11 protein-coding genes are annotated in these 12,656 nt (G+C 68.7%); all 11 read left to right on the forward strand.

The window, feature by feature from the left end:
* The first annotated feature begins 74 nt into the window (after positions 1-74).
* The 11 genes from ACN260_RS02520 (at position 75) to rplW (ending at position 12,647) form a co-directional block, all read left to right on the forward strand.
* Positions 75-3,965, forward strand: a complete 3,891-nt coding sequence (locus tag ACN260_RS02520; protein WP_422754550.1) for a DNA-directed RNA polymerase subunit beta' — start codon at positions 75-77, stop codon at positions 3,963-3,965.
* A 112-nt stretch (positions 3,966-4,077) separates the two neighbouring features.
* Positions 4,078-4,446, forward strand: coding sequence for a hypothetical protein (locus ACN260_RS02525; protein WP_422754551.1), 369 nt, complete (start codon positions 4,078-4,080; stop codon positions 4,444-4,446).
* Positions 4,447-5,053: 607 nt separating this feature from the next.
* Positions 5,054-5,425, forward strand: coding sequence for a DUF4190 domain-containing protein (locus tag ACN260_RS02530; RefSeq protein ID WP_145923052.1), 372 nt, complete (start codon positions 5,054-5,056; stop codon positions 5,423-5,425).
* A gap of 476 nt (positions 5,426-5,901) precedes the next feature.
* Positions 5,902-6,276, forward strand: coding sequence for a 30S ribosomal protein S12 (rpsL, locus tag ACN260_RS02535; protein WP_007465318.1), 375 nt, complete (start codon positions 5,902-5,904; stop codon positions 6,274-6,276).
* Position 6,277: 1 nt separating this feature from the next.
* Positions 6,278-6,748 carry a 30S ribosomal protein S7 gene (rpsG, locus tag ACN260_RS02540; protein ID WP_088647009.1) on the forward strand — a complete coding sequence of 157 codons (471 nt, stop codon included), beginning with the start codon at positions 6,278-6,280 and terminating at the stop codon, positions 6,746-6,748.
* A gap of 75 nt (positions 6,749-6,823) precedes the next feature.
* Positions 6,824-8,920, forward strand: a complete 2,097-nt coding sequence (gene fusA, locus ACN260_RS02545) for an elongation factor G (RefSeq protein WP_422754552.1) — start codon at positions 6,824-6,826, stop codon at positions 8,918-8,920.
* A gap of 220 nt (positions 8,921-9,140) precedes the next feature.
* Positions 9,141-10,334 carry an elongation factor Tu gene (gene tuf, locus ACN260_RS02550; protein ID WP_088647007.1) on the forward strand — a complete coding sequence of 398 codons (1,194 nt, stop codon included), beginning with the start codon at positions 9,141-9,143 and terminating at the stop codon, positions 10,332-10,334.
* Positions 10,335-10,688: 354 nt separating this feature from the next.
* On the forward strand, positions 10,689-10,997 hold the full coding sequence (rpsJ, locus tag ACN260_RS02555) for a 30S ribosomal protein S10 (protein WP_007073037.1): 309 nt from the start codon (positions 10,689-10,691) through the stop codon (positions 10,995-10,997).
* An 11-nt stretch (positions 10,998-11,008) separates the two neighbouring features.
* Positions 11,009-11,674 (forward strand): 50S ribosomal protein L3, encoded by a 666-nt coding sequence (gene rplC, locus ACN260_RS02560; RefSeq protein WP_088647006.1) that lies wholly within the window; start codon positions 11,009-11,011, stop codon positions 11,672-11,674.
* The gene (gene rplD, locus ACN260_RS02565) at positions 11,671-12,348 is read left to right on the forward strand and encodes a 50S ribosomal protein L4 (protein WP_364309695.1); all 678 of its coding nucleotides are present in this window, start codon (positions 11,671-11,673) and stop codon (positions 12,346-12,348) included. The genes rplC and rplD overlap by 4 nt, the downstream gene beginning before the upstream one ends.
* Positions 12,345-12,647, forward strand: a complete 303-nt coding sequence (gene rplW / locus ACN260_RS02570; protein ID WP_067301418.1) for a 50S ribosomal protein L23 — start codon at positions 12,345-12,347, stop codon at positions 12,645-12,647. Before rplD ends, rplW begins: the two co-directional genes overlap by 4 nt.
* Positions 12,648-12,656 lie beyond the last annotated feature (9 nt).

Raw genomic sequence — 12,656 nt, forward strand, 5'->3', positions numbered from 1 at the left:
GAATCCTGCGCGGGTCACCCTGCCCCGAACCCCACTGGTTAGCTAGCAGTACAGACGACGACATAGGGGACATAGTGCTCGACGTCAACTTCTTCGACGAGCTGCGCATCGGCCTCGCGACCGCGGACGACATCCGTCAGTGGTCGCACGGTGAGGTCAAGAAGCCCGAGACGATCAACTACCGCACCCTCAAGCCGGAGAAGGACGGGCTCTTCTGCGAGAAGATCTTCGGTCCTCAGCGGGACTGGGAGTGCTACTGCGGCAAGTACAAGCGGGTCCGGTTCAAGGGCATCATCTGTGAGCGCTGCGGCGTCGAGGTGACCCGCTCCAAGGTCCGTCGTGAGCGGATGGGGCACATCGAGCTGGCCGCTCCGGTGACCCACATCTGGTACTTCAAGGGCGTGCCGAGCCGGCTGGGCTACCTGCTGGACCTCGCCCCCAAGGACCTCGAAAAGATCATCTACTTCGCCTCGTACGTCGTGACGAGCGTGGACGCCGAGGCGCGTCACCGTGACCTCTCGACGATCGAGAACGAGATCCTCGCCGAGAAGCGGCAGTCCGAGAACAGCCGCGACTCGGAGATCGAGAAGCGGGCCGCCAAGCTGGAGGCCGACCTGGCCGAGCTGGAGGCCGAAGGCGCGAAGGCGGACGTCCGGCGCAAGGTCAAGGAGGGCGGAGAGCGCGAGATGCGCCAGATCCGCGATCGGGCCCAGCGCGAGATCGACCGCCTCGACGAGGTCCTCGACACCTTCCGCAAGCTCGACTCCAAGCAGCTGGTCACCGACGAGCTGCTCTACCGCGAGCTGCGTGACCGGTTCGGCGAGTACTTCACCGGTGGCATGGGCGCCGAGGCGATCAAGGCGCTGGTCCAGAACATGGACCTCGACGCCGAGGCCGAGAGCCTGCGCGAGACCATCCGCTCCGGCAAGGGCCAGCGCAAGATCCGCGCGCTCAAGCGGCTGAAGGTCGTCGCGGCGTTCCTGAACACCCGCAACTCGCCGCTGGGCATGGTGCTGGACTGCGTCCCGGTCATTCCGCCGGACCTGCGCCCGATGGTGCAGCTCGACGGTGGCCGCTTCGCGACCTCCGACCTGAACGACCTGTACCGCCGTGTGATCAACCGGAACAATCGGCTCAAGCGGCTGATCGACCTCGGCGCCCCCGAGATCATCGTCAACAACGAGAAGCGGATGCTCCAGGAGGCCGTCGACGCGCTGTTCGACAACGGCCGTCGGGGCCGGCCGGTCACCGGTCCGGGTAACCGCCCGCTCAAGTCGCTGTCCGACATGCTCAAGGGCAAGCAGGGCCGGTTCCGGCAGAACCTGCTCGGCAAGCGCGTCGACTACTCCGGCCGTTCGGTCATCGTGGTCGGCCCGAAGCTGAAGCTGCACCAGTGCGGCCTGCCCAAGCAGATGGCGCTGGAGCTGTTCAAGCCGTTCGTGATGAAGCGGCTGGTCGACCTCAACCACGCGCAGAACATCAAGTCCGCCAAGCGGATGGTCGAGCGGCAGCGCCCGGTCGTGTGGGACGTGCTGGAAGAGGTCATCGGCGAGCACCCGGTGCTGCTCAACCGCGCGCCGACGCTGCACCGCCTGGGCATCCAGGCCTTCGAGCCGCAGCTGGTCGAGGGTAAGGCGATCCAGATCCACCCGTTGGTCTGCACCGCGTTCAACGCCGACTTCGACGGTGACCAGATGGCGGTGCACGTGCCGCTGTCGGCCGAGGCCCAGGCCGAGGCGCGGATCCTGATGCTGTCGTCGAACAACATCCTCAAGCCGGCCGACGGCAAGCCCGTCACCATGCCCACCCAGGACATGGTGATCGGCCTCTACCACCTCACCCACCTGACCCCGGGCGGGGTCGGCGAGGGCCGGGCGTTCAGCTCGGACGCCGAGGCGCGGATGGCCTTCGACGCGGGCGAGCTGCACCTGCAGACCCCGGTCAAGATCCGGCTGCGGGACGTGGTCGGTGTCGACAACGGCAACGGCGCCCAGCCCTGGGTCGCCCCGGAGGGCTGGGTCGAGGGTGAGCCGCTGACCGTGGAGACCACGCTCGGCCGGGTCCTGTTCAACGAGACGCTGCCGCAGGGCTACCGCTTCGTGAACTACGAGATCCGCAAGGGCCAGCTCTCCGCGATCGTCAACGACCTCGCCGAGCGCTTCCCCAAGGTGGCGCTGGCCGCCACCCTGGACGGGCTCAAGGAGGCCGGCTTCCACTGGGCCACCTGGTCCGGCGTCACCATCGGCATGGAGGACGTCATCGCTCCGCCGCGCAAGCGGGAGATCCTGGAGCGGTACGAGAAGGAAGCCGACCGGATCGACAAGCAGTACCAGCGTGGTCTGATGACCGCCGAGGAGCGTCGCGGCGAACTCATCGAGATCTGGACCAAGGCGACCAACGAGGTCGCCAAGGAGATGGACACCGCGCTGCCGCAGGAGAACCCGCTGTGGAAGATGATCAACTCGGGCGCCCGCGGTAACCTGCTCCAGCTCCGGCAGATCGCGGCGATCCGTGGTCTGGTGGCCAACCCGAAGGGCGAGATCATCCCGCGACCCATCAAGGCGTCGTACCGGGAGGGTCTGTCCGTGCTGGAGTACTTCATCTCCACGCACGGTGCCCGTAAGGGTCTGGCGGACACCGCGCTGCGTACCGCCGACTCGGGTTACCTGACCCGTCGTCTGGTGGACGTCTCGCAGGACGTCATCATCCGCGAGGAGGACTGCGGCACCGACCGGGCGATCCCGATGCAGATCGGCGAGCGTCTGGAGGGTGGCCGGCTGGTCGTCCACGAGCACGCCGAGACCAGCGTGCACGCCCGTACCCTGGCCGACGACATCAAGGGGCCGGACGGCACGGTGGTGGCCCACCGGGGTCAGGACATCAACTCCATTGGGGTCGACAAGATCGTTGCCGCCGGGGTGGAGACGGTCCGGGTGCGCAGCGTGCTCACCTGCGAGTCGAAGCTGGGCGTCTGCGGTGCGTGCTACGGCCGTTCGCTGCCGACCGGCAAGACCGTGGACGTCGGCGAGGCGGTCGGCATCATCGCCGCCCAGTCGATCGGTGAGCCGGGTACCCAGCTGACGATGCGTACCTTCCACACCGGTGGTGTCGCGGGTGAGGACATCACCCAGGGTCTGCCGCGTGTCCAGGAGATCTTCGAGGCGCGTATCCCGAAGGGCAAGGCGCCCATCGCCGACACCCCGGGCCGGATCCGGATCGAGGACGGCGAGCGGTCCCGGAAGATCATCGTGGTGCCGGACGACGGCAGCGACGAGATCGTCTACGACAAGATCTCCAAGCGGGTCCGGCTGCGGACCCACGACGGGGACCACGTCGAGGTCGGCGAGAAGCTCACCGAGGGCACCATCGACCCGCACGAGCTGCTGCGCATCCTCGGCCCGCGCGCGGTCCAGGTCCACCTGACCCAGGAGGTCCAGGAGGTCTACCGCTCGCAGGGTGTGCTCATCCACGACAAGCACATCGAGATCATCATCCGCCAGATGCTCAAGCGGGTGACGGTCATCGACTCCGGCTCGACCGAGTTCCTGCCGGGTGTGCTGGTCGACCGCGCGCTGTTCGAGTCGGAGAACCGCCGGCTCGTCGGTGAGGGTGGCGAGCCCGCCGCCGGTCGTCCGGTGCTGATGGGTATCACCAAGGCCTCGCTGGCCACCGACTCCTGGCTCTCGGCGGCCTCCTTCCAGGAGACCACCCGGGTGCTGACCGACGCGGCGATCAACTCGCGCAGCGACTCGCTGGTCGGCCTCAAGGAGAACGTGATCATCGGTAAGCTCATCCCGGCCGGTACCGGCATCAGCAAGTACCGCAACGTCCGGGTCGAGCCGACCGAGGAGGCGAAGGCCAAGGTCTACTCGATGACCGGCTACCCGGAGACCGACTACGGCTTCGGGCCGGCCAGCGGCCAGGCGGTTCCGCTTGACGACTTCGACTTCGGGTCGTACCGCTGAGCACCAGCTGACGAGGAAGGCCCCCGGCGTCGTGCCGGGGGCCTTCCTCGTTGCGGGCCGGTGTCGGTCGGCACATGTCCGGTACGCCCGGCAGCCGGGCATGATGGTGGGTATGACGACCGCTGCGGGGCAGGTGCCGTCGGTGCACCAGCCACCACGTCATCCGCTCGATCCCGACCCGGTACGCGCCACCAAGGCCCGGGCCGTCTTCGCGCTCGGGTTGATCGGGGCGTTGACCGGCCTCTTCCTCGGCGGGGTGGTGCCCGCCACGATCGCCCTCCAGCTGGCCCGGCAGGCCCGCCGGGAGGCGTACGCCTCGGGTGGGTTCCTCACCGGCGCGGCCTGGCTGCGGCGGGGCGAGCGGTTGGCCCGGGTGGGCCTGGTGCTGGTCGCGGTCGCGGTGGTGACGCTGGTGGTGATCGGCGTCGTCCGGCTGGCCGGTTCCCCGTACGGGCAGGACTTCGCCCCGAACGTCGACTGACTGTCGGGGTGATGATCCGGCAGGGGGCACCCGCGGTGCGCGGCGGCGGTAGCCTGGCCGGTGTCCGTCGCGTGACGGTGGACCCACATCGCGACAGGAGGACCCCGTGACGGAACCGGCGCCGCCGTCGGGAGGCGAGCCGGGCCGACCGCCCGCCGGCTCCCCGGAGCCGGCCGCGCCCGGCACCGACGCCGGAGCGAACCGCCCGCCCGACCCGTGGGCCGCGCCGTCCGCGCCCGGCCCGGTGCACGGTGCCGGCGTCCCGCCGGAGGCCGCCCCCCTCGGGTACGCCCCACCGCCGACGTCCGGGGCCGGCGTCCCGCCGTCGGAGGGCGGGCCGGCCGGCGCTGCTCCGTTCAGTGCTGCTCCGTTCAGCGGTGGGCCGCCCGTCGGCGGACCGTTCCCCGGGGCCGGGGGACCGTCCGCCGGCCCGTCGGCGTATCCGGGGCTGTCGCCGTACCCCGGCCCGGGTGGGGCGATGGTGGCGCCCGGGTCGTACCCGGGACAGCCGACCGGGACGGGCTGGCCGGCGTCGTCGGGGCACGGGCACGGGCCGCTGCCCCCACCGCCGCCGGAGGCTCCGCGCGCGCCCAAGCGGGTCGACGCCGTGCCGGGCACCCCCTTCGGGGTGGTGCACCTGGACGTGCCGGCGGTCACCTCCGGGCCGGCGGTGGGGTCGTTGATCGCGGGGATCGGGTCGATCCTGGTGTCGTTCCTGGTGATCTGCTTCGGCGTCGGGGGAGCGCAGCTCGGCGGGGCCTGGGCGGCCGGCGCGTTCACGGTACCGGGGGTGCTGGCCGGTACGGCGGCGATCGTCGCCGGGCTGCTGGCCCGCCGGCAGATCCGCCGGGCCGCACCACCGCCGGCGGTGCGGTTCACCGGCCGGGGCCTGGCGACGGCCGGGATCAGCTGTGGTGGGGTGGGGTTGGTGCTCAGCCTGTTGGGCCTGGGGCTGGCGTTGCTGGTGCAGTTGGCGTGACCCCCGTCGCCCGGGGGTGACGGGCTGCGGCGCACGGCAGCCGGTACACTGGACAGCCTAGGGGCCCGTCACGGGCGAGCAGGCAGGGCGCACGGCGCGACCGACGGAGTTCTGAGACCCGGCGGACCAGCCCGTTTTGACCTGCGAGGCTGTGGTAGGTACTCTTTCCCCTTGCGCCCGGGCATGCCCGGGCAACTCGTGCGTGCGCGGGATCCGGATCAATCCGGAGATCGAGCGGCCGTACGACACAGTCCACAGGACCCGGCGGGCGGACGACCACGCGCCGGTGACAGAAACCGGTGCCCACCCGCGCGAGCGACGGCACCGGGACCGCGAACCGGGCGACACACCCGACCGCGGGTACCGGGACCGCCGCGAGGTGGACCCGGTCGGAATGTAGGAGAGTCGGCCATCAGGTCGGCTAACGAGCAGACGGCGCGGTCGCGTGACGCGGCCGAAGGGAGCGGAGAAACCCGGTGCCCACCATTCAGCAGCTGGTCCGAAAGGGCCGCCAGGCCAAGACGACCAAGACCAAGACCCCGGCGCTGAAGGGATCCCCTCAGCGGCGCGGTGTGTGCACCCGCGTGTACACCACCACCCCCAAGAAGCCGAACTCGGCGCTCCGCAAGGTCGCGCGTGTCAAGCTCAGCAGCCAGATCGAGGTGACCGCCTACATCCCGGGCGTGGGTCACAACCTCCAGGAGCACTCAATCGTGCTCGTTCGCGGCGGCCGGGTGAAGGACCTCCCCGGCGTGCGTTACAAGATCGTCCGCGGCTCGCTGGACACCCAGGGTGTCCGCAACCGCAAGCAGGCGCGCAGCCGGTACGGCGCGAAGAAGGAGAAGAGCTGACATGCCGCGTAAGGGACCCGCTCCGCGGAAGCCGCTGGTCGCTGACCCGGTGTACAACTCGCCGCTGGTCACCCAGCTGGTCAACAAGATCCTGATGCGCGGCAAGCGTCAGCTCGCCGAGCGCATCGTGTACGCCGCCCTGGAGGGCTGCCGCGAGAAGAGCGGCACCGACCCGGTCGTCACCCTCAAGCGCGCCATGGACAACGTCAAGCCGACCCTGGAGGTGCGCAGCCGCCGGGTCGGTGGCGCCACCTACCAGGTGCCGGTCGAGGTCCGTCCGGCCCGGGCGACCACCCTCGGTCTGCGCTGGCTGGTCACGTACTCCAAGGCCCGCCGCGAGAAGACCATGGTCGAGCGGCTGATGAACGAGCTGCTCGACGCGAGCAACGGTCTGGGCGCCGCCGTCAAGCGGCGCGAGGACACCCACAAGATGGCGGAGTCCAACAAGGCCTTCGCGCACTACCGCTGGTAACAGCCTGGTTCCGGCGCCGGACCGGCGCCGGAACCGCCACCGGTCGAGTCGAGACGACGATAAGTAGGGATTGAAGTGGCCGCCGCAGACGCGCTCGCCAACGTACGCAACATCGGCATCATGGCGCACATCGATGCCGGTAAGACCACGACCACCGAGCGGATCCTGTTCTACACCGGTATCACCTACAAGATCGGTGAGGTCCACGAGGGCGCTGCCGTCATGGACTGGATGGAGCAGGAGCAGGAGCGTGGTATCACCATCACCTCCGCTGCCACCAAGTGTGAGTGGAAGGGCCACACGATCCAGATCATCGACACGCCCGGTCACGTCGACTTCACGGTCGAGGTCGAGCGGTCGCTGCGGGTGCTGGATGGTGCGGTCGCGGTCTACGACGGCGTCGCCGGCGTGGAGCCGCAGACGGAGAACGTCTGGCGGCAGGCCGACAAGTACCACGTCCCGCGGATGTGCTTCGTCAACAAGCTCGACCGCACGGGCGCGGACTTCTTCCGCTGCGTGCAGATGATGATCGACCGGCTCAACGCCACCCCGCTGGTGCTCCAGATCCCGATCGGGCTCGAGGGCGACCACATCGGTGTCGTCGACCTGATCGGCATGCGCGCCCTCACCTGGCGCGGGGAGACCCAGAAGGGTGAGGACTACGCCATCGAGGAGATCCCGGCCGACCTGGCCGACTCCGCGGCCGAGTGGCGCGAGAAGCTGATGGAGACCCTGGCCGACGTCGACGACGCGGTGATGGAGAAGTACCTGGAGGGCGAGGAGATCTCCGTCGAGGAGATCAAGGCCGCCATCCGGCGGGCCACCATCGCCAGCAAGGCCAACCCGGTGCTGTGCGGCTCGGCGTTCAAGAACAAGGGCGTGCAGCCCATGCTCGACGCCGTGGTCGACTTCCTGCCGTCGCCGCTGGACGTGCCGGCCATCGAGGGCACCGCGACCGACGGCGAGACGCCGTTGCAGCGTAAGCCGTCCAAGGCGGAGCCCTTCTCCGGCCTGGCCTTCAAGATCCAGACCGACAAGCACCTCGGCAAGCTCACCTACGTCCGGGTCTACTCGGGCGTGGTCGAGACCGGTACCCAGGTGGTGAACTCCACCAAGGACCGCAAGGAGCGGATCGGCAAGATCTACCAGATGCACGCCAACAAGCGGGAAGAGCGCGGCTCGGCCCAGGCTGGCGACATCATCGCGGTGCAGGGTCTCAAGCAGACCACCACCGGTGACACCCTCTGCGACCCGGCGAACCCGGTCATCCTGGAGTCGATGACCTTCCCCGAGCCGGTCATCGAGGTCGCGATCGAGCCGAAGACCAAGGCCGACCAGGAGAAGCTCAGCACCGCCATCCAGCGGCTGGCCGAGGAGGACCCGACCTTCCGCGTCAAGCTGGACGAGGAGACCGGTCAGACGGTCATCGCCGGCATGGGCGAGCTGCACCTGGACATCCTGGTCGACCGGATGCGCCGCGAGTTCAACGTCGAGGCGAACATCGGTAAGCCGCAGGTGGCGTACCGTGAGACGATCCGCCGCAAGGTGGACAAGATCGAGTACACCCACAAGAAGCAGACCGGTGGCTCCGGCCAGTACGCCCGCGTCATCGTGAGCATCGAGCCGCTGCCGCTGGACAACGAGTCGCCGACCTACGAGTTCGCCAACGCCGTCACCGGTGGCCGCATCCCCCGGGAGTTCATCCCGTCGGTGGACGCCGGGGCGCAGGACGCCATGCAGTACGGCATCCTGGCGGGCTTCCCGCTGGTCGGTGTCAAGCTGACCCTGCTGGACGGCCAGTACCACGAGGTCGACTCGTCCGAAATGGCATTCAAGATCGCCGGCTCGATGGTGATGAAGGAGGCGGCCCGCAAGGCCGACCCCGCGCTCCTCGAACCGATGATGGCCGTTGAGGTCACCACTCCCGAGGAGAACATGGGTGACGTCATCGGCGACCTCAACTCCCGCCGTGGCATCATCCAGGCGATGGAGGAGCGCAGCGGCGCCCGCATCGTGAGGGCCCTGGTGCCGTTGTCGGAGATGTTCGGCTACGTCGGCGACCTGCGGTCGAAGACCCAGGGCCGGGCAAGCTACAGCATGCAGTTCGACTCCTACGCCGAGGTGCCGCAGAGCGTGGCGAAGGAGATCATCGCCAAGGCGACGGGTGAGTGACGCTCACCTGCCGCTGATCCGGTGATCCGGGGCTGGTCGCGGACGGGAGTCCCGCCCGCGACCACCTCGGTCGGGTCGTGTGAATCCGGGCCTGTAGGCTTCATCGCCGCAGAACCCACCAAGCTCTCCGGCCGTTGGCCGGAAAGGCTGTCGACAGAGTCCTAAGCGCCGTCCGGCGCGCCGGGGCGAGAAGAACCAAGAAGTCCACAGGAGGACACCAGTGGCGAAGGCGAAGTTCGAGCGGACTAAGCCGCACGTCAACATCGGCACCATTGGTCACATCGACCACGGTAAGACGACGCTGACGGCGGCCATCACGAAGGTCCTGCACGACCAGTACCCGGACCTCAACCCGTACACGCCGTTCGACGAGATCGACAAGGCGCCGGAGGAGAAGGCCCGCGGTATCACGATCTCGATCGCGCACGTCGAGTACCAGACCGAGGCGCGGCACTACGCGCACGTCGACTGCCCTGGGCACGCCGACTACATCAAGAACATGATCACCGGTGCCGCCCAGATGGACGGCGCGATCCTGGTGGTCGCGGCGACCGACGGTCCGATGCCGCAGACCCGCGAGCACGTGCTGCTGGCCCGTCAGGTCGGTGTGCCGTACATCGTCGTGGCGCTCAACAAGAGCGACATGGTCGACGACGAGGAGCTCCTGGAGCTCGTCGAGCTCGAGGTCCGCGAGCTGCTGTCGGCGCAGGAGTACCCGGGTGACGACCTGCCGGTCGTCCGGGTCTCGGCGCTGAAGGCCCTCGAGGGTGACCCCGAGTGGACCGGCCGCCTGCTGGAGCTGATGAACGCGGTCGACACCGCGATCCCGCAGCCCGAGCGGGAGACCGAGAAGCCGTTCCTCATGCCGATCGAGGACGTCTTCACGATCACCGGTCGTGGCACCGTCGTCACCGGCCGCGCCGAGCGTGGCGTGCTCAAGCCGAACGAGGAGGTGGAGATCGTCGGTATCCGCGAGAAGTCGCAGAAGACGGTCTGCACCGGCATCGAGATGTTCCGCAAGCTGCTCGACGAGGCCCGCGCGGGCGAGAACGTCGGTCTGCTGCTGCGTGGCATCAAGCGCGAGGACGTCGAGCGCGGCATGGTGGTCGTCAAGCCGGGCACCAGCACCCCGCACACGGAGTTCGAGGCGACGGTCTACATCCTCTCCAAGGAGGAGGGCGGCCGGCACACCCCGTTCTTCCAGAACTACCGCCCGCAGTTCTACTTCCGCACCACCGACGTCACCGGTGTCGTCACCCTCCCCGAGGGCACCGAGATGGTCATGCCGGGCGACAACACCACGATGGCCGTCAAGCTCATCCAGCCCATCGCGATGGAGGACAACCTCAAGTTCGCGATCCGCGAGGGTGGTCGTACGGTCGGCGCGGGTCGCGTCACCAAGATCATCAAGTGACCCAGGTAACCCCGATTAGCGTCGCCGCCGGTCGTGCGGCATACTAGTCAGGTTGCGTAACGACGGTTAGTCGCCCGTGTCCGGCGAAAGTTGGACCTCCGGGAAGACCAACAGTCGCGCGTAGGGTGGTTGATCGCCCCTGGCGGTCAACCACCCTCGCACGGCGTCCAGATCGCTGTGATGCGATCGGCGCCTTGACCCACCGCGTGGTCAGGGAATCGCTCCGGAGTCCCGGGGCGGAGCCTGGTCCGAGGGCGCGACACGCCCGACCGCGGGGGTCGGCGAAGTGGGCCTGTGCCAGCCGGTACAGGTGCCCGCAACACAGCGGCATCGAGAGAAGGAACAGAAGCCACCATGGCGGGACAGAAGATCCGCATCCGGCTCAAGGCCTATGACCACGAGGTCGTCGACTCCTCGGCGCGGAAGATCGTCGAGACGGTGACGCGCACCGGGGCGCAGGTTGCGGGCCCGGTGCCGCTGCCCACGGAGATCAACCGTTTCTGCGTCATCCGCTCGCCGCACAAGTACAAGGACTCGCGCGAGCACTTCGAGATGCGTACGCACAAGCGGCTGATCGACATCATCGACCCGACCCCGAAGACGGTCGACTCGCTCATGCGCCTCGACCTGCCGGCTGGCGTCGACATCGAGATCAAGCTGTAGGGACCGGACAAATGGACAGGCAAGTCAAGGGGATCCTGGGCGCAAAGCTCGGCATGACCCAGGTCTGGGACAACAACAAGGTTGTCCCCGTGACCGTGGTTCAGGCCGGCCCCTGCGTCGTCAGCCAGGTTCGTAGCGCCGAGAAGGACGGTTACTCCGCGGTCCAGCTCGCCTACGGCACGATCGACCCGCGCAAGGCCAAGAAGCCGCTCGCCGGGCACTACGCCAAGGCGGACGTGGCGCCGCGCCGGCACATCGTCGAGCTGCGCACCACCGACGCCGCGGACTACTCGCTCGGCCAGGAGGTCACGGTCGAGGAGTTCCCGGTCGGCGTGGTCATCGACGTCACCGGCAAGACCAAGGGCAAGGGCTACGCCGGCCCGATGAAGCGGCACGGCTTCCACGGTCTGCGCGCCAGCCACGGTGTCGAGCGTAAGCACCGTTCGCCGGGCTCCATCGGCGCCTGCGCGACCCCGGGTCGCGTCTTCAAGGGCACCCGGATGGCGGGTCGGATGGGTGGCGTGCGCTACACCGTCCAGAACCTGACCGTCCAGGCGGTCGACACCGAGAACAACCTCCTGCTCGTCCGTGGTGCCATTCCCGGCCCCAAGGGCGCGCTGGTCCTGGTCCGCACCGCGGCCAAGACGAAGGCGAAGAAGGGCGGTGTGGCCAAGTGACCACCGTTGACGTCCTCAACGTCGAAGGCGCCAAGAGCGGCTCCGTCGAGCTGCCGGCCGACATCTTCGACGTCCAGGCCAACATCGCGCTGATGCACCAGGTCGTGGTGGCTCAGCTCGCGGCGGCCCGGCAGGGCACCCACAAGGCCAAGACCCGTGGCGAGGTCTCCGGCGGCGGCAAGAAGCCGTACAAGCAGAAGGGCACCGGTCGCGCCCGGCAGGGCTCGATCCGCGCGCCGCAGTTCGCCGGCGGTGGCGTGGTCCACGGCCCGGTGCCGCGCGACTACAGCCAGCGGACCCCGAAGAAGATGAAGGCCGCCGCCCTGCGTGGCGCCCTCTCCGACCGGGCCCGCGCCGGCCAGGTGCACGTCGTCGAGACCTTCGTCTCGGGCGAGAAGCCGTCGACCAAGGCGGCCCTGGCCACCCTGGCCAAGCTGACCGGAGCCCGGCGGGTGCTGGTCGTGCTGAGCAGCACCGACGAGCTGAACTGGGTGTCGCTGCGCAACGAGCCGCGGGTGCACCTGATCGAGTCCGGCCAGCTCAACACGTACGACGTGCTGGTGGCCGACGACGTGGTCTTCACCAAGGACGCCCTGGACGAGTTCCTGGGCGTGCCCGCGGAGGCCGGCCCTGCGGCCGAGTCCGCCGAGACCACCGAGGAGGGTGGCAAGTGAGCACGATCGCCGACCCGCGGGACGTCATCGTCGCGCCGGTCGTCTCGGAGAAGAGCTACAGCGAGCTGAACCGGAACTGGTACACCTTCCTGGTGCACCCGGACGCGAACAAGACCGAGATCAAGATCGCTATCCAGCAGATCTTCAACGTCCGCGTCCTGACGGTCAACACGCTCAACCGCCAGGGCAAGCGCAAGCGCACCAAGACCGGCTTCGGTCAGCGCAAGGCGACCAAGCGGGCGATCGTGAAGCTGGCTGACGGTGACCGTATCGAGGCCTTCGGCGGCCCGGTCAGCTGAGGGGTGTAG

Source organism: Micromonospora sp. WMMD708 (genome assembly GCF_049315245.1).
GTDB lineage: Bacteria > Actinomycetota > Actinomycetes > Mycobacteriales > Micromonosporaceae > Micromonospora > Micromonospora wenchangensis.

Coding starts and splice junctions, on each gene's coding strand:
- ACN260_RS02525 (WP_422754551.1), top strand. CDS start 4,078: ATGACGACCGCTGCGGGGCAGGTGCCGTCGGTGCACCAGCCACCACGT.
- rpsG (WP_088647009.1), top strand. CDS start 6,278: ATGCCGCGTAAGGGACCCGCTCCGCGGAAGCCGCTGGTCGCTGACCCG.
- rpsJ (WP_007073037.1), top strand. CDS start 10,689: ATGGCGGGACAGAAGATCCGCATCCGGCTCAAGGCCTATGACCACGAG.
- rplC (WP_088647006.1), top strand. CDS start 11,009: ATGGACAGGCAAGTCAAGGGGATCCTGGGCGCAAAGCTCGGCATGACC.